The 21,317-nt window shown below is 65.8% G+C and carries 18 protein-coding genes and 1 tRNA gene; 14 read left to right on the top strand and 5 right to left on the bottom strand.

From position 1 onward, the window contains the following. Positions 1-35: 35 nt before the first annotated feature. Both KA712_16540 and KA712_16545 read right to left on the bottom strand, forming a co-directional pair. Positions 36-117, bottom strand: a tRNA-Leu gene (locus KA712_16540). A gap of 19 nt (positions 118-136) precedes the next feature. Further along, positions 137-385, bottom strand: coding sequence for a hypothetical protein (locus tag KA712_16545; protein ID MCG5054573.1), 249 nt, complete (start codon positions 383-385; stop codon positions 137-139). Here KA712_16545 and KA712_16550 point away from each other — a divergent pair. Next, positions 384-1,289: a hypothetical protein gene (locus tag KA712_16550; protein MCG5054574.1), complete on the top strand. Its 906-nt coding sequence runs from the start codon at positions 384-386 to the stop codon at positions 1,287-1,289. The two genes, KA712_16545 and KA712_16550, sit on opposite strands and share 2 nt — an antisense overlap. Positions 1,290-1,314: 25 nt before the next feature. On the opposite strand, the gene KA712_16555 is transcribed toward KA712_16550, so the two are convergent. Together KA712_16555 and KA712_16560 are read right to left on the bottom strand one after the other, a co-directional pair. Further along, on the bottom strand, positions 1,315-2,706 hold the full coding sequence (locus KA712_16555) for an FAD-binding oxidoreductase (protein ID MCG5054575.1): 1,392 nt from the start codon (positions 2,704-2,706) through the stop codon (positions 1,315-1,317). Positions 2,707-2,764: 58 nt separating this feature from the next. Continuing rightward, the gene (locus KA712_16560) at positions 2,765-3,421 is read right to left on the bottom strand and encodes a hypothetical protein (protein ID MCG5054576.1); all 657 of its coding nucleotides are present in this window, start codon (positions 3,419-3,421) and stop codon (positions 2,765-2,767) included. 264 nt (positions 3,422-3,685) lie between these two features. On the opposite strand from KA712_16560, the gene KA712_16565 reads away from it, so the two are divergent. After that, positions 3,686-4,765: a hypothetical protein gene (locus KA712_16565; protein MCG5054577.1), complete on the top strand. Its 1,080-nt coding sequence runs from the start codon at positions 3,686-3,688 to the stop codon at positions 4,763-4,765. A gap of 110 nt (positions 4,766-4,875) precedes the next feature. Beyond that, a complete protein-coding gene (locus KA712_16570) occupies positions 4,876-6,066 on the top strand; it encodes a hypothetical protein (protein MCG5054578.1) in 1,191 nt (396 codons plus the stop codon). Positions 6,067-6,073: 7 nt separating this feature from the next. Here the strand turns inward: KA712_16570 and KA712_16575 are convergent, their stop codons facing one another. Next, positions 6,074-7,483: a hypothetical protein gene (locus tag KA712_16575; GenBank protein MCG5054579.1), complete on the bottom strand. Its 1,410-nt coding sequence runs from the start codon at positions 7,481-7,483 to the stop codon at positions 6,074-6,076. A 310-nt stretch (positions 7,484-7,793) separates the two neighbouring features. On the opposite strand from KA712_16575, the gene KA712_16580 reads away from it, so the two are divergent. From KA712_16580 to KA712_16630, 11 genes are all read left to right on the top strand, one after another. Further along, a complete protein-coding gene (locus KA712_16580; protein ID MCG5054580.1) occupies positions 7,794-9,500 on the top strand; it encodes a CTP synthase in 1,707 nt (568 codons plus the stop codon). Between the two features lie 268 nt (positions 9,501-9,768). Next, the gene (rpoN, locus tag KA712_16585) at positions 9,769-11,283 is read left to right on the top strand and encodes an RNA polymerase factor sigma-54 (GenBank protein MCG5054581.1); all 1,515 of its coding nucleotides are present in this window, start codon (positions 9,769-9,771) and stop codon (positions 11,281-11,283) included. 272 nt (positions 11,284-11,555) lie between these two features. Further along, positions 11,556-12,233 carry a ribosome-associated translation inhibitor RaiA gene (gene raiA / locus KA712_16590; GenBank protein ID MCG5054582.1) on the top strand — a complete coding sequence of 226 codons (678 nt, stop codon included), beginning with the start codon at positions 11,556-11,558 and terminating at the stop codon, positions 12,231-12,233. A gap of 76 nt (positions 12,234-12,309) precedes the next feature. Continuing rightward, positions 12,310-12,771 (top strand): PTS sugar transporter subunit IIA, encoded by a 462-nt coding sequence (locus KA712_16595; protein ID MCG5054583.1) that lies wholly within the window; start codon positions 12,310-12,312, stop codon positions 12,769-12,771. A 229-nt stretch (positions 12,772-13,000) separates the two neighbouring features. Beyond that, complete coding sequence (hprK, locus tag KA712_16600; GenBank protein ID MCG5054584.1) at positions 13,001-13,915, top strand: HPr(Ser) kinase/phosphatase; 915 nt, start codon at positions 13,001-13,003, stop codon at positions 13,913-13,915. A gap of 5 nt (positions 13,916-13,920) precedes the next feature. Beyond that, positions 13,921-14,784, top strand: a complete 864-nt coding sequence (rapZ, locus tag KA712_16605; GenBank protein MCG5054585.1) for an RNase adapter RapZ — start codon at positions 13,921-13,923, stop codon at positions 14,782-14,784. A gap of 72 nt (positions 14,785-14,856) precedes the next feature. Next, on the top strand, positions 14,857-15,309 hold the full coding sequence (locus KA712_16610) for a PTS sugar transporter subunit IIA (protein MCG5054586.1): 453 nt from the start codon (positions 14,857-14,859) through the stop codon (positions 15,307-15,309). Next, the gene (locus tag KA712_16615) at positions 15,306-15,614 is read left to right on the top strand and encodes an HPr family phosphocarrier protein (protein MCG5054587.1); all 309 of its coding nucleotides are present in this window, start codon (positions 15,306-15,308) and stop codon (positions 15,612-15,614) included. The genes KA712_16610 and KA712_16615 overlap by 4 nt, the downstream gene beginning before the upstream one ends. Position 15,615: 1 nt before the next feature. Continuing rightward, entirely contained in the window at positions 15,616-17,382 is a 1,767-nt protein-coding gene (ptsP, locus tag KA712_16620; GenBank protein MCG5054588.1) for a phosphoenolpyruvate--protein phosphotransferase, read from the top strand. Between the two features lie 4 nt (positions 17,383-17,386). Then, positions 17,387-18,973 (top strand): hypothetical protein, encoded by a 1,587-nt coding sequence (locus KA712_16625; protein ID MCG5054589.1) that lies wholly within the window; start codon positions 17,387-17,389, stop codon positions 18,971-18,973. Then, positions 18,970-21,312, top strand: a complete 2,343-nt coding sequence (locus KA712_16630; GenBank protein MCG5054590.1) for a TonB-dependent receptor — start codon at positions 18,970-18,972, stop codon at positions 21,310-21,312. The genes KA712_16625 and KA712_16630 overlap by 4 nt, the downstream gene beginning before the upstream one ends. Positions 21,313-21,317 lie beyond the last annotated feature (5 nt).

A 21,317-nucleotide genomic window follows, 5' to 3' on the forward strand; every position in this document is an offset into this window, starting at 1 on the left:
AGGAACCCCCGCGGGGCAGGCCCAGACGACGTTCGTGCGAGGAGAGGGACTCGAACCCTCACGTCTTTCGACACTGGAACCTAAATCCAGCGCGTATACCAATTTCGCCATCCTCGCGGCGTTTGATTCCAGAGGGTTACGACAGTTTGGGCCGTTTGTCTATCCGGGGCGGCGGTGTTTGCGGACCCAGGCCGCCAAAGGCGAGGAGCAGGCTGAGGTGCCCTGGCAGGGAGGCGAACACGCTGTCCCAGAGCAGGCTCGTACCCCGGGCCCTGGGAGGGGGCGCGTGACGCGACGCTGGCAGTCGTGGTATGGCCGAGGCCATGAGCCAGGGAACGAGACGAAGCTTGTGGGTGGTGATGAGCCTGATGGGGAGCGTGAGCATGTCGTTTCTGGCGTGCGATGACGAAACTGAGCGTCAGGTGTCGACCGTTGTCGACGCTGCCTCGGGCGGGTTCGACGCGCTCACACCTGACGCGCCTGCAGATGCCGCCGCTGACGCCTTTTGCGTTGCTCGCGGAGATCTCTCGGACGGCGGCGGGACCCTGCAAAGCCGGGTGCTCTACACCAACGACTTCGAGACGCCCAACGTACCCCTCGTGGTGAATTGCCCTCATGCCCTCGATGCGCGGGGCATCAACTTCCTTTACGGGACGCCCGCGTTTCAGTTCAACCAGGTGAACACCGTGGAGGGTGTGTTGCTCGATGACCCGTCGAAGCTCTACAAGAATCCCACGGGCAAGGGCGGCCGCTTCGCGCTCGGCATGCTGTCGTCCGTTCAAGACGACAAGCTTTCACTGACGTTCGAGGTCACGGGCAAGCCGTTTCTCAACGTCGGTCTCGACCTTTCGTCGATCGACGTTCAAGGGTGCGGGGGCCCGTTTGGCGTCACTCGCCCCGTGATGAAAGTTTCACTTCACGAGACGATCGGCACGATTCACAGCTTTTCGGCGCCAGGCAAGCTCTTGGCCGAAGGCACCATCGAGGGCGATTCTTCAGCCGATCCTTGGACCTTTGCGTGGACGTACGGCGTGGTTAGTTTGGATGCAAGCCAGGCGACCACCGCCCGCGTTTCGGTTGTCTTCGACCTTACGCAAAGCGGATATGCCGCTTTCGACAACCTGTCCATCGTCGCCTCGTCACAAGCGGGCATCGTCGACCGCAACAATGACGGCGTTGCGGATGACATTCCCTTGTGCGCCACGACGACACAGGTCTGTGAGTGGAACCCAACCACGATGGCCTTCGACATGAACTGTCGGTTCGTGGATGCCGGCGCCGGCGAGTGAAGGCGGGCCCCAAACCGCGCCTCTCTCAAAGCACCTTTCCCGGGTTCATCAGCCCCAGAGGATCGAGCGCTCCTTTCACGCGGCGCATGACGTCCACCACGGCCGCGCTTTTGTAGCGTGCAAGCTCTGCACGCTTGAGGGCGCCCACGCCGTGTTCGGCGCTGAAGCTGCCGCCGTGAGCCACCACGAGATCGTGCACCAGCGTGAACAGATCCGCGTCGCTGACAGTTGCGCTGCCCTTGAGCACGTTCACGTGCAAGCTGCCATCGCCCAGGTGGCCGAAGAGCACCACACGCGTGCCCGGGAAGCGTGCAGGCACCGCCTCTGCGGCCGCCGCGACGAACGCCGGCATGCGCCCGAGCGTGACGCTCACGTCGTGCTTGACGCTCGGCCCCTCGCGTCGCTCGCACTCGGTGATCTCCTCACGCAACCGCCAAAACTGCCGCGCCTGCCCTTCGTTTTGAGCCACCGCCGCATCCATCACCCGCCCCGCTTCGGCCGCTTCACCCAGCGAGCCGGTGAGCGCCGCTTCCGCGCGGGCGCCCTTACCCCCCAAAGACAGCTCCACCAGCGCGTAGAGCGGCGCCCGGGTGGCGAAGGGGCGGCGCACCTCGGGAAGGTGCTTGCTCACGAGCGCCAGCGCTTCCTCGCTCGCGATCTCGAAGCTGGTCACCACGTCGCCCCAGTCGTCCTGAAGCTGTCGCAACAGGGCGATCGCCGCTGGCAGGTCAGGGAGTGCCACCCAGGCGGTGCCCACGTCGCGCGGGCGGGGAAACAGCTTCACCGTCGCGGCCGTCACCACCCCCAGCGTGCCCTCGGCACCGATGAAGAGCTGCTTGAGGTCGTAGCCCGTGTTGTTCTTGCGCAGCCCCGAAAGCTCCGAAAGCACCGTGCCGTCAGCCAGCACCACCTCGAGCCCCAGCACCAGGTCACGGGTGTTGCCGTAACGAAGCACGGCCGTGCCCCCCGCGTTCGTGGATACAAGCCCGCCCACCTGGCTCGAACCTTCGGCCGCCAGGCTCAGCGGGAACAGGCGGTCCTGGGCCCGGGCGGTTTCTCGCAGAGCGGAAAGCACGCACCCGGCTTCCACGGTGGCCGTGTTGTTCTGTCCGTCCAGCTCGCGGATGCGGTTGAGCCGTTCGAGGCTGAGGACCATCTGTCGCCCGGTTGCGTCCGGCGTGGCGCCCCCACACAGGCCCGTGTTGCCCCCCTGAGGCACCACGGCCACCCTGTGGACCGTGCACAAGCGCAGCACGCCCGCCACGTGGTCCACCGAGGCTGGCCGGGCGACGCACAGGGCCTGACCCCGCAGCTTCCCGCGCCAGTCGCTCTCGTATCGAGCCCCGTCGTCTCCCTGCAGCACACCCGTCTCACCGAGCAACGCACGCAGGGCCTCCCCAAAGGTGTCCTTGGCCACGGCAGGCAGTCAAGCAGATGCGCTGCCTGGCCCGCAAGCCTGGGCGCGAAGCTCAGCGTCAGCGTTGAGCCAAGCCAGGCGCGGCCCCCGTGCCTGAAAGGGGGTCGTCTCCCGGGCGGGTGAAGCCTCGGAGGATGGCTTTGGTCTCGTGCAGGCCCACCATGTCCATGGCCGAAAACTCGATCCGCACGGGACCCACCGCCGGGGCATAGGCTGTTCGCGTGCGCCGATCGGGATTCTCGCGCAGCTCCTCAACCACGACGCATCCCGCAAAGGGGCCGGCAGGCGTATCGACGGTCTGGTCCCAGCCTACGACCTTGGCGTGCCCGCCGGCGACGGGCCACGCGGCTTCGGGACCCAGGGGCGCGCGCAACAGGTAATCGCCGCCGCCCTGGCCGTCAGGCCGAATGATGCCGTCGGGACGCAGCTCGTAGGGCACCACCTGTTGACCGCCCGTGACGGTGGCTCGATCGCCTTCGCGAGATGTGACCGCATAAATGGCCAAGATTGCTTCGCCGTCTTGCTCGACGTCGTAGGCCCACTTCCACCCCGGCTCGAGCGGGAAGTAGGCGCGGGCATCGCTCGGGGGGCCTTCGCGTTTAGCGGGCGACGAGGCCGCAGGGGACGCGCAGTCCGCCAAGGCCAACGCCAACGCACAAACCATCAGGCCCGAAGTGAGACACGGGGCGAGAAGGGGTGTGCGAGTCGAGGACATGAGCATGCGAACACCTGGTGTGGGGGCAGAACCGGGGTGGCCCATCGGTTCCGCCACACCTGACCGCCGTCTATCGAGCCCGGAAAGAGTGACTCACCCCGGCGCGCGCCGCCACACACGACGAAAATCTTTGGGCTCCAGGCATCCAACCCTCGAAATTCTGAGTGTCGGGACCTGGTCGAGGGGCCGCAAACGGGGCAGGACAAGGTGCGTCGGTGCTGGTCCGCCGTTTGCTTAAGATTTGATAGAGTAGAGACTCGCCCCGTGTTCATCGCCACCACATGCGCCTCGCCTTTGCCGTTGCCGACGCCGGCCGGGCCGTGGGCGTCCTGGAAGCGAAAAGCGGCCCGGTGGGGGGCTTCGTGCCTCGTCCTCGGGCTTCTGCTCGTTTCGGGCCGACCCGCGCGGGCAGGGACCCCGGAAGGGGTGTTGTGGTTGGCCCAAAGCGGAGCTTTGCCTGCACCGCGTGACGATCGCGACGGGGCCGCGCTCCGGCAGAGATTGGAGCAAGTGAACGGCGAGGTACGGGCGCTCAAGCAGGGGCCACGGTCGGTGGCCAACGATTTTCGCCTGCGCCAGCGGATGGCGGATGCCGAAGCGCTGGGACGCCGGCTCACCGAAGCCGAGGCCGCGCAGCGCCTGCGCGCGGGGGGCGCTTCGGTGGCAAGCCCGTCTCCGGCGCCCTCGCCGCAGGCCTTGCCGACCGATGGCCCCGCCGAACTCCAGGCGAAGGCAGATATTTTGCTCGACCAGGCGCAGAAGCTGACGGCCGAAGCCGATCGTCTCGACAGGCAGGTCGTGCGCGACAAAACGCGGGCCACGCTGCGGGCCCGCGCGCGGCACCTCGAGCAAGATCCCTTCATCGGCTTCGAGGCCTCGCGGCGCTCGATCGTGTTTTCGCGGTCTCAGTCGACACGTGACGAGGCCAGCCGAGGCGCGCCCGAGCCGGGAGAGGGGCAGCCGGGGGTCTCCGACGACGACGGGAACACTTCTGCCGAGGCGGCTCCTCCGCCGGCACTCGAGACCTCCTCGGAGGGGGCGGGGGCGCCCGTGGCCTCTCCGCCTCCGAGCGCTTCATCTCCGCCCGCCGGGGCTCCCCCCGCGTCGTCGCCCCCGTCAGGCGCTCCCCCTGCGTCCACCCCTCCGGATGTCGCGAGCGGTGGTGGCGTGACGCTTTCGAGCCGGGCCTTCCTGGATGCGGGCACCTTGGCCGAGGTCGAGCGGCTTCGTGCGTCCGGGGATCCGAAAGCGCGAGACAAGGCCGCCGCCGCTCTTTCCGAAGCGCTGCGGAAGCAAGCCCAGGCGCTGCGCGCGCGCGCCGAAGCGCTGCGTGCGGGTCCCTGAGCCCCGCACGGCGATAGGCCCTGAGGGGGCCGTTTCGCAGGGGCAAGTGACGTGGCGCTTGATGTTAGTATCGCGGCGGTTTGCGCTTCTTCTTGGCTCGATTCCGCCTGATGAATCCTTGCTCGCCTGCGCGCAGGGCCCCGCCGCCGCGGGTGAGGGCCTGGTGCGCGGTCTCGGTTCTGGCCCTGGGCGTGGGGGGCCCTTCGGTCGCGGCAGCCGCGAACCTCAACGTGCGGGGCGAGCTGGGGGGTGAATACGATTCGAACCCGGGGCGTGTGGATGAGGTGCCCGGCAACGACAACCCTTCGCCGACCCCCTCACCCGGGGCAAGGGGACAGCTGGGGCTCGAGGGCGCGAGCGCCCTGGGAAGCGCCGGCGTCCTCGCCGGGGCGGTTCGCGTGGCGGGTCGGGCCTATGCCGAGCCCGACGCCCAGCGGGAGAGGGTGGCCGTGCTGCAGGGCAACTTGTCGCTGTCCCAGCGACTGAGCCGGCGCAACCGCCTCCAGGCGAGCATGGGGTACTACGACGCCTTTCAGGCCGAGGGACGGGCTGCGCGGGACTTTCGTTCGTTTGCGCCCACGTTGCTCGTGGCGCGAGACACCTCCTGGGGGCGCTTGGGCCTCGGGGGCGGGTACCGCCATTTCGTCTACAAGCCTTCCAACCTGCTGACTTTCGGTGGGCCAACCGCCAGCGCCAGCTACCGATATGGGTGGGGGCCAAGCCAGGCGAACCTCCTGGCCGAGGGCGAAAGAGACGAAGACGCCCCCGACTGGGATGTGGCGCTGTTTGCCCAGTACGAGCAGCGCCGCTTCGAGGGCCCCCGCTGCGTGGCCGGTCAAATCTGTCCTCCCCCGGGGAATGCGCCCGGCCGGGTGGACGAGTTCACGTCGATGGGGGTTGCTCTCACCCGCACCAGCAGCTTCCTTTTGGGGGCGGGAGCTTCGGTGCAGATCAACGCCAGCAACAGCTACGGCGATGGGCTCGTGCGGGGGCTCGGCCACCTGGAAGGCACGTTTCTGCTTCCCTGGGACCTTTCGCTTTCAGGGCGGGCCGAGCTGGTGTGGACCCGGTTCACGGACGCCGTGTCCTTGCGACGCGATCCCATTTCGGGCCTGCCCGTGGCAAGCATCGAAGACGAGAGCCGGAGCACGCTGCGGGTCGAGGTGCTGCGCCCGTTGAGCGCGCTCGTCGACGTGTCAGCGCGTTGGATCGGCTACACGAACGAATTTGGCGGCGGCACCGCGCGGTACCGCCGCCAAACGTTCTTGATCCAACTTGGCGTTTCGCTCGACGCCCTGTGAGCCCGGCTCAGTCGAGCCGGTAGCCCACGCTCACCACGCCGCCCATGTAGCGGTCGGTGGCGCCGCCAGCGCGGTTCGTGTCACCGGCATCGGAGTTCATCGTGATGCCAAAGGAGCGGGCCACGAACGCTGCGCGCACGTCGAGGCCGTCCAGCAAGAAGCGGAGCGGGACGAGGAGGCCCAAGCTGCCTTCGGTGGCGCCGGCCGTCGCGTTGGGAAAGGCATCCTTGAAGGTGCCCACGTCCAAAACGAGGTCGTAGCCGTAGGTGCCGAAGAGGGACACGGCGCCCAGGTCGTAGGCCACGCCGAGCACCGCGCGCACCATGCTGTAGTCCGCGTCTGGGACGTTCGACGCGACGTCGTTGACCTCTCGTTCCAGCTTGAAGGTCTGTTTCGCATAGGCCGCGAGCAGGTTTACTTCCAGGCTGCCGAAGGTTAGCTTGCCCTTGGGACCCCCAAAAAAGGTCATCGCCGTGGTGGCAAAGGTCGTGTTGCCCTTGGCCGAAGACAGGCCGATCGTGTAGTCACCGCCGACCGCCAGGCCGAGGTAGGGCAGGAAAAAGTACTCGACGTTGAGCGCCACAGCAGGCGCGACGGGGTTGGTCTTGTACTCCTCTTGGTCGCCCGCCACCTTTTCGTTGTACGTGAACTGCCGCTGGTAGAAGTACACGCCTGCCGAGGCGTCGAGCCCCTTGCGGCCTCCTAGGAACCCCGTGGTCGAGGAGGCCGAGGGTTCGTCGGACGCTTGGGCCGAGGTTTCTTCTTCCTCTGCTTCTGGCTCGCCTGCGTCGGCCGCCTCGTCTTCGCCCTCGTCGTCCTCCTCCTCGTCTTGGCCCTCCGCGTCGCTCTCACTGTCAGCCGGCTCGGCCGCCTTGCGGGAGGGTTTGCTCGACTCCTTGCGCGTCTCCCGGGAGGGTTTCGCTTCGGCCACCACCGCGGCGCCCTTGCCCGACGAGCCGAGGAGTTCGGCGAGTGCCCCTCCCAGCTGCCGGTCGAGCGTGGCCGCGAGCTGCCGCGGGTTTTTGCCGCGGAACACCTTCTGTCCGACCTTCTTCCCTTCGCTGTCCTTCACCACCAAGGTGGCCACGGGACGCCGGCCCTTGACGGAGCCACTGATGAAGTTCGTGGCCCCGAGCTGTTTGGCCACGGCGCCGTAGGCATCCGCCGCTTGCATCAGGCCAAGGTCGGCCTCGGTGGAGGCCAGCTTCTTGTCCGAGACCACGTCGGCCCCGAGTCCCTTGGCCGCCTTCCTGACCTGCTCCCGAAACTTCGTGGCTCCGGGGCCCTGAAACTGCTCGAGCACGACTTTGGCGTCGCCCGCGCGCGCGGGAGGGGAGGCGAGCAAGCCCATCACCAACGAGGCTAGAAACGAACCGATAACGACGGAGCCCTCGAGGGCTCGGGAAGCGCGGTGCATGGTCGAGAACTCCTTGCGCAGAATCGTCCGACGAGGTGTCGTCAGCATCGGATGAGCTGCCGGTTAGGTAAAGCGGCGGGCAAACTCGACATTTTTATCGGAGCTCGGGTGTCGAGTCAAGGCGCGTCGAAGGCGCCTGCCACGTGACCGCGCGCCCTTCGCGGTCGCGCGCGGGGCCCCCTTTGCCTTTCGCAGCGGTTGACTTATAGAGTGTCCGGCCGACAGAATGAGGTCCCGAGTCGATGAGCCACAGTTACGAAACTCGGGCCTTGCGAATCTGCGCCCTGGGAGTTAAGGGAGGCGGGTACACATGACGCCCCCGAACTCCACGCGACGCGGTCCCGCGCGAAAGACCAAATTCATCTTCGTGACCGGGGGCGTGGTGTCGTCGCTGGGTAAGGGGTTGGCCGCCGCTTCGGTCGGCTCGTTGCTCGAGACCCGCGGCCTCAAGCTCACCATCCAGAAACTGGATCCCTACCTGAACGTGGATCCGGGCACGATGAACCCGATGCAGCACGGCGAGGTCTTCGTCACGGATGATGGCGCCGAGACCGATCTCGATTTGGGGCACTACGAGCGCTTCATCAACCAGCGCATGTCGCGGCTCAACAGCGTCACGTCGGGCCAGATCTACCAAACGGTGATTCACAAGGAGCGCAACGGGGAGTATCTCGGCGGCACCGTGCAGGTGATCCCCCACGTGACGGACGAGATCAAGCAGCGCATCCTGGCCTGCGCCGAGGGCAATGATGTACTCATCGTCGAGGTTGGGGGAACCGTGGGCGACATCGAATCACTGCCCTTCCTCGAGGCCATCCGGCAGCTCAAGTTCGAGCTGGGGCCGCAAAATGCGATCTCCGTGCACGTCACCTTGGTTCCGTACATCAGCGCAGCCGGTGAGCTCAAGACGAAGCCCACCCAGCACTCGGTCATGAAGATGCGCGAGATCGGGATTCAGCCCGATATTCTGCTTTGCCGGTCGGAGCAAATGATCGACGCGGGCATGAAGCGAAAGATCGCGCTGTTCACGAACGTTGCACCTGATGCCGTGTTCTCGGCCAACGATGTCTCGAACATCTACGAGGTGCCCATCCGGCTCCACGAAGAAGGCGTGGACGACAAGATTGCCGAGATGCTCAACATCTGGTCACGCGCGCCTCAGCTCACGGGCTGGGAGCAGGTGGTGACCCGGATGCGCAACGAGCGTGACGAGGTGGTGATCGCCTTCGTGGGCAAGTACATCGAGCTCGTCGAATCGTACAAGAGCCTCAACGAAGCCTTCACCCACGCGGGCATCGACAACGGCTGCAAGGTGACGCTGCGTTACGTGGACGCCGAAGAGATCGAGGCCGAAGGCCCGGAGCCCCACCTTGGCACGGCCCACGGCATCTTGGTGGCCCCTGGGTTCGGCACCCGGGGCACGGAGGGCAAGATTCGGGCGGCCCAGTACGCCCGGGAAAACGGCGTTCCCTACTTCGGAATCTGCCTGGGCCTTCAAATCGCCGTCATCGAGTTTGCGCGTAACGTGGCGGGTTTGGGAGGAGCGAATTCTACCGAGTTCGACGGCAAAACGAAGTTCCCGGTCATCGACCTGCTGCCCGAGCAAAAGGTGGTCACCGCCAAGGGCGCCACCATGCGCCTCGGCGCCTATCCTTGTGTGCTCAAGCCGGGTACCCGGGCCGCAAAGGCCTATGAAAGTACCGAGATCTCGGAACGCCACCGCCACCGGTACGAAGTCAACAACACTTTCCGAGAGCCGCTCGAGGCCAAGGGCTTGGTGGTTTCGGGGACCTCGCCGGACGGGCGCCTCGTAGAAATGATCGAACTGGTTGATCACCCCTACTTCGTGGCCTGCCAATTTCACCCTGAGTTCAAGTCGCGGCCCCAGTCCCCCCATCCGCTCTTCAGGTCTTTCGTGGCGGCCATCCTCGGTCGCGAGCGCAACCGGATCCGCGCCGGTAAATCCCCGGGCGGCAGCGGCGACGCTGAACGCGCCCCGGCACAGCCCTCCGCCTGAGGTGGGCAGGGGGCAGGGGCCCTGGGAGCCCAAAATCCCGATCGTTCGCCGCGCGAGCGTTCGGCGGAGCACCTGTGCGCTTAGACTTCTTTGGCGCTTGGGGCCCGAAAACACTCCGCCTTTCCCGCTTGCGCTGCGCTGTGCCTTGATTCCTAGAGGCCTAGCAATACATGTACCAGAGGGATATTCAAGCCTTTCCGTAGTCGAAACGGGATGTTAGCTTTAGGTTTCCCCTGGCGATTCAGGGCGTAGTTGGAGTGCAACGGCGATGTCGATGGAGATCAAGCAACAGCTCAAGCTGTCCCAGCAGCTTGTCATGACCCCCCAGCTGCAGCAGGCCATCAAGCTGCTGCAGTTGTCACGCGCCGAACTGGTGGACATGGTTCGCGAGGAACTGCTCGAGAATCCCGTGCTCGAAGACCAGGTCGATACCTCCGCCGAGCAGGCGAAGTCGAATGCCCCCGAAGAGGCGATGAGCAGCGAGCAGGCCTCGGAAATGGCTGTCGAGCGCGTGGGCGAGACGGAGCTGCCCATGCAAACCCCGCTCGAGCGGCAAGACGCCACGTCGGAGGTACAGCCGGATGGCACCTCGAAGGAAGCGGTCGACGACTTCGATTGGGAAGGCTATCTGGCGAGCGAAGCCGCGAGCGCTCCGATGCCGGGCAACCGCCCCGTCAACTCCGAGGACATGCCGTCCCTGGAGGCGAACCTCACGCGTGGCACGAGCCTCTTCGATCACCTCGAGTGGCAGCTCAAGCTCTCGAAGAAATTCGATGCCGACGAGGAGGCCCTGGCGCTGCTCATCATCGGCAACCTGACGGCGGACGGCTACCTGGACGCGCCTCTCGACGAGATCGCCGAAGAAGCCGAGGTTCCGCTCGAAACGGCCGAGGCCGTCTTGGCGAAGGTTCAGGAGTTCGACCCTCCGGGTGTGGCGGCGCGCGACCTCAAGGAGTGCCTCCTCATCCAGGCCCGTCATCTGGGCGCCGACGACGACGTGGTGGTTGCGATCATCACGAAACATCTAGGAAACCTGGAGAAGCAGAACTACGCGGCGATCGCGAAGGACCTCAACGAAACGGTGGAGGAGATCTACGAGGCCGCCAAGGTGGTCAAGGGGCTCGACCCGAAGCCCGGCCGCGGTTACAGCGCGGAAGAGCCCACGTACATCACCCCCGACGTCTACGTGCACAAGGTGGGCGACCAGTACTTCGTCGTTGCCAACGATGACGGTCTGCCCAAGCTGAAAATTTCCGAGTACTACCGGTCGGCCCTGCAGGACGGCAACAAGGCCAAGGAATACATCCAGGAGCGCCTGCGCAGCGCCCAGTGGTTGATCCGGTCCATTCAGCAACGCCAACGGACCATCGTGCGTGTGGCGGAGTCGATCCTGAAGTTTCAGCGTGAGTTCTTCGAGAAGGGGGCGGCCTTTCTGCGCCCGCTCATCTTGCGGGACGTGGCCGAGGACATCGGCATGCACGAGTCCACGGTGTCCCGGGTGACCACCAACAAGTACATCCACACGCCTCAAGGCATCTTCGAGCTGAAGTACTTCTTCAATTCGGGCATCGCCCGCTCCGACGGGGACGACTTGGCCTCTGAAGCGGTCAAGCTGAAGATCAAGCAGATCGTGGGCTCCGAAGATCCCAAGTCCCCTTACTCCGACCAGAAGATCGTCGAGATCTTGGCCCAGCAGGGGATCGAGATCGCGCGGCGGACGGTGGCGAAGTACCGCGAACAGCTGCGCATCTTCCCCAGCAGCCGGCGCAAAGTCCTGTTCTAGTCATCCCTGTCGAGTCAGGGTCATGCAAACCCAAAGGGATCTGCCGGCGCCGCCGCGGAAGGCTCCTAATCCACAGGGCCAGAATCTGGCGTTACCCCTCACAATTCTTCTGGAAAAAAAACAGCCACGGGAGTAAACACCGACCCGCCCGCACCTCGTGAGGGGGCCGGGTTTCCGTCGTTCACACTCGTCCTCCGTCCTCGTCGTTCGTCCTCGATCAGCTGGCTCGCCCAGCGGGGGCGAACCCGCCGCGGGCGCCCTAGGGAGCGTTCATGCAGGTCACCACCACCTTCCGTCACATGGAATCGTCGCAACCGGTGAAGGCGTATGCGCTCGAACGGCTGGCGAAGGTGAAAAAGTACTTCACGCGGGAGCTTCTTTCGGCGCACGCCGTCTTCCAGGTGGAGAACAACCACCAGTACACGGCCGAACTCCAAATCACCCTGCCCAACGGGCTGGTGGTCCAGGCGCGCGAGACCACCGAGGACATGTACTCGTCGATCGATCTGGCTGGTGCCCGCCTCGAACGGCAGATCCGGCGGTGGAAGGATCGCATCCGTGACCACAAGCCCCATGGGGGCCCGAGCTTTGCGATCAAGAACCGTATTTTCTCGCCCGAGAGCGTGCTGTCGCCGCGGCCGGCGTCCGTGAAAGCGGCCAAGGGCAAAGCCGTCAAGCCAGCCAAGGCGGTCAAGGGCCGGGCCAAGAGCGCCGCGCCTGTGGCGCCCGCGGCTCCGCCCATTAACGTGGTGCGTGAGGAGACGTTTACGGTGCGGGCCCTCCGCGTGGACGACGCCGTCATGCAGCTGAGTCTTCTCGAGACCGACTTCCTGGTCTTCTCCGATGTCGACTCGGGTTTGATTTCGGTGGTCTACCGTCGTAAAGACGGCAACTACGGCTTAATCGACACAGGGGCGAAAGTTTCAGCGGAGTCTGCCGAAAACCCGTGAGGGAACTTCGGGGGTCGCCATGCGTGAAGTCCAGGCCGTCAATACCTCTTCACCAACCCAGCACAAGAAGATCTGCATGAAGGTCACCGACTTTCTTCGACCCGAGCTCGTGATCGCCCACCTTGGGGCGACGTCGAAGCATCAGGTTCTCGACGAGATGTCAGAGCACGTGGCGAAGTCCCAAGGTGGGATCGACGCCGAGAAGCTGCGGAAGGTCCTCGAAGAGCGTGAGCTCTTGGCCTCTACGGCGATTGGCGACGGCATCGCCATTCCCCACGGCAAACTCGACGCCGTGCCGCAGCTCCTGGGCCTGCTCGGACGTTCGCAATCCGGCCTCGAGTTCGATTCGATCGACGGGAAGCCCACGCACCTGGTCTTCATGCTCGTAGCCCCCACGAACTCGGCGGGTACGCATCTCAAGGCCCTTGCCCGTCTTTCGCGTCTGTTCCGCGACGCCATGTTTCGGCAGCGCCTGATCGAGGCCCCGGATGCGGCCGCGATGTACGACGTGATCTGCGAGGAAGACGCCAAGTACTAGGGCCCGCAGCGGGGCGCGGGGGGCGGGGCCCTGACAGGGGGGCGTCTCCTGCCACGAGGGGGCTGGAGCGACGAGAGCGGCATGTTAGAGTCGCGAGGGTCGAGGTGACCCTTGGGGCGACGCTCCGGGGGGCCCCATCCACCGCTTGGGAGCTCGCGTGAAGATACCGCCTGGCCGTAACCCTCTGCTGACCGTTCGAGCCTTGTTGAGCGAGGCCGCTAGCCTACGCATGGTGCTGCTGGCAGGCGAGGGGGGCCTCAACCGACCCATTACCGTCAGCCGTATCCAGAAGCCGGGCTTGGCCCTCTCGGGCTTCGTGCGGCAGGTTCACCCCGAACGGGTTCAGGTGCTGGGCGGCACCGAGATCTCGTACCTCGCGAGTCTGCCGGAGCAGGAAGCCCGCCACGGCATCGAAACGCTCATGGCGCTCGAGCCTGCCTGCTGCGTGGTCACGAAGGGCCTGGACGTGCCGCCGGATCTGCTCCGTGCGGCCGAGCATCGCAACATCGCGGTGCTGCGCACGCCGCTCGTGTCGTCGGTGGCGATCGAGACCCTGCAGACCTTCCTCGAGGCGCAGCTCGCGCCCTCGGTCAGCCTGCACGGGGTGCTGCTGGATGTGCTCGGCGTCGGTGTGTTGCTTCTGGGCAAGAGCTCCGTGGGCAAGAGCGAAACCGCGCTCGAGCTCATCATGAAGGGCCACCGCTTGGTGGCGGATGACCTCGTCGAGATACGCCGCACGGGACAGGACCAGCTGATCGGCTGGCCCTCGGAGCTCATCAAGCACCACATGGAGATCCGAGGCCTTGGCATCATCAACATCAAGGACCTCTTCGGCGTGGCGGCGGTGCGGGACGAGAAGAAGCTCGAGCTGGTGATCGAGCTGCTCGACTGGAAAGAGGCGGACACCCATGACCGGCTGGGACTCGAGGAAATGGTGTTCCCCATCCTCGATGTTCCCGTACCGCTCTTGCGCCTGCCCGTGAGCCCTGGCCGAAACGTGAGTGCGCTCGTCGAGGTGGCGGCCCGCAATCGCCTGCTCCAGGTGCAGGGGCATCACTCGGCGCGCGAGTTTCAAGAGAAGCTGGACCGGGCCATGGCGGTGGCCGTGGCCGGTAAACATCACTTTCGTGACCCCGTCGAGTGAATCACATGAAAGTCGTTCTGGTCACAGGTGTCTCGGGGGCGGGAAAGACCACGGCAGTCCACGCGCTCGAGGATCTGGACTTTTACTGTGTCGACAACCTTCCGATGCCGCTCGTGCAGCGGTTCGTCGAGCTGCTCTCGGGACGGGCCGACGTCAAGCGCGCGGCCCTGGTGACCGACGCACGCAGTGGTGAGTTCCTCGCGGGCGCCTCGGGGGTGCTGTCGCAGTTGCGCCATGCGGGTCACGACGTGGAGGTGCTCTTTCTCGACGCTCCGGACGTCGTGTTGCTGAGGCGTTTTTCGGAGACCCGGCGCCGGCACCCCTTGTCGGGCACTGACATCCGGGCGGGCTTGCAGGAAGAGCGCCGCCGGCTCGAAGAGCTGCGCCAGGAGGCCACGTCGGTCATCGATACCGGCACGCTCACGGTTCACATGTTGCGGGCGCTGGTGCTCGAGCACTACAGCGAGAGCGATGGGCGCCTGGCGCTCTCCTTTCTCTCCTTCGGGTTCAAACACGGTCTACCGGTCGAGGCCGACATCGTGCTGGACGTGCGATTCCTTCCGAACCCCTTTTTCGTCGAGGCGCTGTCGGCCTTGAGTGGCCAGGACGAAGACGTCCGGCGCTTCGTCTTGGAACGCGACGAGGCGAAGATCTTCCTGGATCGCACCAAGGCGCTCCTGGCTGTCTGCTTGCGGGGATTCATCCGCGAAGGAAAGTCGTACGCCACCGTGGCCATCGGGTGCACCGGCGGGCGCCACAGATCGGTGGCCATGGTGGAGGAACTCTGCCGGCATTTTTCGCGGGAGGGGGGCGAGGTGGAAGGGCTGGGGGCGGTCACGGTTCGCCACCGCGACATGAGCAAGAGCTGAGCCCCGGCAAGGGGCGGCACGGTGTGCGCGTCCGGGTCCTTTCGGCAGGGGCAATGGTGTACAATTGGCCCGATGGCGAACGCCGCAAACAAACCGAGGGTGGGGGTGGTGGTGGTGACGCATGAAGGGGCCGCCGACGCGCTCGTGTCGGCCGCGCGGGCGCTGCTTGGGAATTTACCCGGCGTCGCGGCGGTTCCCTGCGCCATGGGTGACGAGTTTCCAACCCTGGTCGAAAAGATCGCGCGGGGCTGCCAGCTGGTCGAGGAGGGGGCAGGGGTGGTGATCTTGGTGGACCTCCACGGCTCTTCGCCGTTTCACGCGGCCATGTCCCTCCTGGACGGTACGCGAGACGCCGAAGTGCTCTGTGGCGTGAACCTGCCCATGTTGATCAAGGTAGGCACCTTCGACCGCATCCGGCACTCCCCGGGCGGCATCGCCGAAGCGCTCCGCGACTGTGGCCGGCGCTCGATCCGCTTGGGCACCGAGCTGACGGGTCGGATCTCCTTGAGCGAGCGCTTGCCATGAACGACCAGGGGACGACAGCGGGACCCGGCGCCCTGCGCCGCAAGGCAAAGATTCGCAACAAACTGGGCATGCACGCCCGCGCAGCCGTCAAGTTCGTCCAGCTTGCTGCCCGCTTCGAGAGCGAGATCTTCGTCGAGAAAGAGGGCGAGCAAGTCAATGGCAAAAGCATCATGGGTCTTCTGACTCTGGTGGCTGCCCACGGCATGGAGATCGAGATCTTGGCCGAAGGCGCGGATGCGTCCGAGGCCGTGGACCAACTCTTTGCGCTGGTGGATTCGGGCTTCGGGGAAGGGGTGGCCGACTAAGATGCAGCGCCTTTCCGGAGTGGCGGCCGCACCGGGCGTGGCCATGGGACCTGCGCACCTGTTCGGGTGGCGCATCGACGTTCACGAGCGCCACATCCACGAGAGTGACATACCCGCCGAGTTGGATCGGCTCGCGCAGGCTCTCGAGACGTCGGACGCCCAGCTTGCTCGTATTCAGGCTCAGATCGCAGCGCAGGAGGGCGACGACCACCAAGACTACCAGATCCTCGAGGCGCATCGCCTCATGTTGAAGGACGCCCACCTGGTGGGAGAGGCGCGCCGTTCGATAGAACACGACGCAAGCGGAGCCGAGTGGGCCGTGCGCATGGCCCTCGACAGGATTCGGGCGGTGTTCGATCGCATCGAAGACCCATACTTCCGCGAACGACGCAGCGACATCGACGCCGTGGGTGAGCGCCTGCTGCGCAACCTGCTCGAGCTGCTCGATCCCGGGCAGAAGGAGTATCCGGCGGGGGCCATCGTTTACGGACACGACCTCTCGCCCGCGGACGTCACCCAGCTCGGGCGCAAGAGCGTGGGGGGCTTTTTCACCGAAGCGGGTGGCAAGACCTCGCATTCGGCGGTCGTGGCACGGGCGCTCGGGTTGCCTCTTGTGGTTGGCGTGCACGACATCGGGGTGAATGTTCGTGCGGGCATGAGGGTGGTTGTGGACGGCACCCGCGGCGAGGTGATCGTTGACCCCGACCTAGCCACGTTGCAGCTTTACGAGGCACGGGCGGCCCGCGAACACGCCCGCACCGCCTACCTGCAGACCCTGCGCGCGGAGCCGTCCGTCACGGCTTGCGGCGTGCGCGTGCACCTGGCGGCCAACGTCGAGCTCCTGGAAGAGGTTCCCGCCTCGGTCGAGCGGGGCGCGGAGTCCATCGGTCTTTTTCGGACCGAGTTCCTCTACATCGAACGTCCTGACATTCCCAGCGAACAAGAACAGTTCGAGCACGCGGTGGCGGCGATCAAGATGCTGGGGGGACGGCAGACCACCTTCCGTACCTTGGATCTGGGGGGCGACAAGATGAGCGCTTCGGTGCGTATCCCGGCGGGCGCCAACCCTGCCCTGGGGCTACGATCGGTGCGCTTTTCCCTCTGGCAGCGCGGCCTCTTCAAGGACCAGTTGCGGGCCATGTACCGTGCGGGTGCCGTGGGGCCGGTGCGCATCTTGTTTCCCCTCATCTCCGGAGTGTCTGAACTCCGCGAGGTCAAGGCCGTTTGTGAAGAGGTTCGCCACGATCTCGAGCGCGAGGGTATCGCGTACAACCCCAACATCCCCCTCGGCGTGATGGTCGAGACGCCTAGCGCTGCGTGGACCGCCGACCTTCTGGCGCGCGAGTGCGACTTCCTGACCATAGGCACGAACGACCTCATCCAGTATTCGCTGGCGGCCGACCGCCAAGATGAGCATGTCGCCTATCTTTACCAGCCCCTTCACCCGGCGATCCTGCGCGCCATTCGGCAGGTCGTGGATGGCGCCCGCGCCGCGGGGAAGCCCGTGGCGATGTGCGGGGACATGGCGGGTGATCCGTCTCTCACCTGGGTGCTGCTGGGCATGGGGCTTCGGGACTTGTCGATGGCTCCCCAGCAGATCCCTCTGCTCAAGTCGATTGTGCGCAGCACGCGTCTGTCCGAGGCGGAGGCGTTGGTGCGGAGCCTGGAAAAGCTGCCCACGGCGCGCGAGGTGGAGCAGGTGGTTCACGCGCTCATGCAGGACAGGTTCCCCGATCTGGCCGAGGCTGAGGGCGCACCGCTGACGTGACCTGATGCTCTCTCCTCCGTCGATGCTGGGCCGCCGGTCGCTTCGGTTGTGGGCGCTGGGCCTCTGGGCAGCCGCCTTGGGGGCCTGCCTGCCCGAGCCGTTGCCGATTGCAGGCAAGCAGCTCTTCGCAGGCCGCGGCATCGAAGGCCCCTCCTTCATCGAGGTCGAGGGGAAAACACACGTGCTCTTCGAGACCCGACGAGCGTCATCAACCCCATCGCGGGCGGGACTCCTGGACCTGTGGACCGTGCCGCTCGATGGATCGTCGCCCGCGTTTCGGTTTTTTGCGGGCCGCATGGACAACACGCGTCGCATTGGGCTCAACACGGATCCACCGGAGTTCTGGGTGGCCGCGAACGAGCGGAAGACCGTGGTGGGCAATCGCTCCCTCGCGATCGCCGATTGGTTCCGCGTGGACGTGAAGGGCCGCGTTCGGGATGCGGTGAAGGGCGCGATCGACCTCGATCCCATCGGAGATCGCCTTCGGTTTTCGCGTCCGCTTCCCGATGGCAGCGGGGTGGGCACGCATTTGCGGGCCGCCGACGGGACGGAACGCGTGTTGGACGATGTGTCCGGCGGTCTTTGGTTCGCGGGGTCGGGTTTTTACTACGTAGGGGGCCCCGCGCTCACCTTGTTTTGGGTACCGAGCTTCACGTCCCCGCCCGAGCCCTTGCGCAGTGGCGTGACCCGCGTGGAATTTGCGGGAGGCAGCCGGGCCCTGTTGCTGGTGCCCGAAAACGGTAAGCCCGTGACGGTGCTCTTCGACCTCGCCCGTCGCACGGAGCGTCGTCTGCCCGGCGACGGGGGCCCCGTATGGTTGGGCTTTTCCGGAAGCGTCTGGCGCTACCTGGACAGCCGCAAGGGAGAGGTGCCGGCGCGGTTTCACGAATACGATCTCGACACGAACACCCATCAAGTGCGCGACCTGCCCCTCGAGATGGTCGACATCACCCGCTTCATCCCCCGCCCGAACAGCACGCAGACGCTGCTGTTCGATAGCGCCGGCACGCTCGCGCTCGAGGATCCGAATGCCACGCCTCGCTACCGGGTGCTGTCCCTTCGCGCGCCTGCGCCTCGCTACTCGGGAGACGGCCGTTTTCTCATCTTCGTCAACCCCGAAACCCAGGTGCCCCAGCCCGAGGGTCCGCTCTTCGTGCAGGACGCCGATTTTGCCTTGGAGCCCCGGCAGGTCTCGCCCCCCGGCACATCGCTCACGCTGAACAGCTTTTTTACGCTCGAGCGGCCCGAGCCGGCCACGCTGGTGTTCTGGGCGCGGTTTGGCAGCGCCGCCAGCGACCTTTACTTTGCGCCGCTCGATGGGCCCGGGGTCGAACGGGTGGCCGAAGCGATCCGGGACGTGGACGTGAGCCGAAGCCGTGTGATCGGCATCGTGAGAACCTCGCTGCAAGATCTGGTGGGGGATCTGGTTCTCAAGCGGCTCGAGGACGGCAGTGAGCTCGTGCTCGGAAGCAGCGTGGATAGCTATATCACGACGACCACAGCGGGTGTGCTCAAGCTCGTGTACGTGCTGCGCACCCGCAAAACGACCGACGTCGAAGGGCTTTGGGTGACGGAGACGGCCGCCCCGTGAAGCGTCCGGCGGGATTGTGCGTCGCCCTGGTCACACTGGGCGGCCTTGCGTTACCGGCTCGCGCGGCTCTCGCCCAGGCCGATGCCGGGGTGGACACGGGCTTCTTCGAACCGTCGGTGCCGCAGGCCGGGGCAGGGGACGCGGGGGCAGGGGACGCGGGGGCCGTCGCGGCCGCCGCTCCGGTTGCGCCAAGCGAGACGGCACCGCCGCTCGTCCCGCAAGGGCAACTGGCAGTGGAGCCTCTCGTGGAGATTCGGGGGCGGGTGCTGGCCAAGGGTACACGAGAGCCTCTCGTGGCCGCCGCCGTGACCTGGGGCCTGGAGGTGGTCGCCGAGACCGATGAGGCCGGACGTTTTTCGGTGAAGTTGCCGCCCGGACGGCATCGGCTGCAGGTTCAGCAGCCCGGGTACGAGCCGCTCGACGTGAGGGTGGCTGCCGTTGCCGGACGCCCCATGGCGGAGAAGGACGAGGCCGTGGTGCGGCTGATGCCGCGCATGACGGGACAGCGGTACCAGACCGTGGTGGTACCGCCCGCGGTGGAAGGGGCCCGAACGAGCTTGCGCGAGGAGGAACTCACCCGAACCCCAGGGACACTAGGGGATCCCCTTCGGGTGATCGAGGCGTTGCCCGGGGTGTCGCAGGTGGTGTGGCCGGCGGCGCTCTACAACGTGCGCGGCGCGAACCCGGGCAACACGGGCTTCTTCCTGGATGGGGTGCGCCTTCCAGGATTCTATCACTTCGCGCTTGGACCTTCGGTCATACATCCCTACTTCATCGAGCAGGTCGATTTTTACCCCGGTGGCTATCCCGCCAAGTACGGCCGTTACGTCTCGGGCATGGTGCACGCGAAGACGAAGTCACCGAAGGTCGACCGCCCCTCGGGCTCCGTGGACGTTCGCTTGCTCGACGCGGGCGGCATCGTGGTGACGCCCTTCAACGGCAAGCGCGGCACCGTTGCGGTTGCGGGGCGCGTCTCGTACACGGGCCTCTTACTCTCGGCGCTGTCTCCCGACTACACGTTCAACTACTGGGACTACCAAGCGCGGGTGGAACACCCCCTCGGACCGGGGCGTTTCACGCTGTTTGCGTTTGGTTCGGGTGACCACCTGGGACGCAAAGACCGGACGCAAGAAGACCTCTTCGCCGACATCAACACGCACCGGCTGAACCTGCGGTGGGTGGGGACCCTGGGTGAGGGGCGCCTGGAGGTGTCCACGCTCGTGGGGCGGGACAGTTCGTCCACCTTCATTCCCGAACTCAACAACCTGCCCGTGGCGGTCACCTCCCTGTTGAGCGCGAGCCGCCTCGGCTACGAACGCCGGCTGGGCGGGGGGCTCAGCTTCGAGGCGGGTGGTGACGTCGAGGTCCAATCGTTTGCACCCGAGCGGGTGGCGACGGCGCTGCCCGAACAGGATCTGCTGGCCGATCGCACGGCGGTGCTTGCGGGGAGCTATCTGACCTTCGTTTATCGGCCTACCGACGGACTGGTGCTCTCGCCCGGGCTGCGCTACGACCTCTTGGCCCAAGAGCGGATCACCCGCTGGGAGCCCGGGCCGCGTCTCACGGCGCGCCTACGCGTGGCAAAGGACACCTGGCTCAAGGCCACGGGGGGACGCTTCGTGCAGCTGCCCAGCCTCCCGGTGAGTGTGCCCGGCTTCGAAAACTTCGGCCTGTCCTCGATTGGAACTCAGACCTCGCTGCAGGGCTCGCTGGGCGTCGAGACGCGCCTGCCTGCCGGGTTCAACCTGGACCTGACTGGCTTCTATCAGCGCCTTCGCGTCAGCGACTTGGCGAGCATTTTTACCTACGAGGTGCAAACCCGGATTCTCGAACTGCGCGACGGCCGCAGCTACGGGGCCGAGGTCATGCTTCGTCGGGACCTGAGTGAGCCTCTTCATGGTTGGCTGTCTTACACTTTGTCCAAGAGTGAACGTGTCTTCCCACCCCTGAACGTGGTGGCCCCGTCCGACTGGGACCAGCGACACATCCTCAACCTCGTGGTCTCGTACCGGCTGGGGAAGGGCTACCAGGTAGGAGGGCGCTTTCACTACAACACCGGACGCCCGTATCCCATCTTCGACCAGAGCACGCTGGTATCCTCCACCAGCCGGGGCCGGCCCCCAATCGTTTACGGGAAGCTGCCCGATTTTTACCAGCTGGACTTTCGCTTCGACAAGCGCTGGGTGTTCGACACATACACGCTCGATTTTTACCTCGAGCTCATCAACACCACGCTCACCCGCCAGGTCTTCGACCTCAAGCTGCGCTCCGATGGATCGCTCGACGAGCGAGGCTTCCGCATCGCTTTACCCTCACTTGGCCTTCACGCCGAGTGGTGAGACGA

The organism is Myxococcales bacterium (genome assembly GCA_022184915.1).
Lineage (GTDB): Bacteria > Myxococcota_A > Polyangia > Fen-1088 > Fen-1088 > JAGTJU01.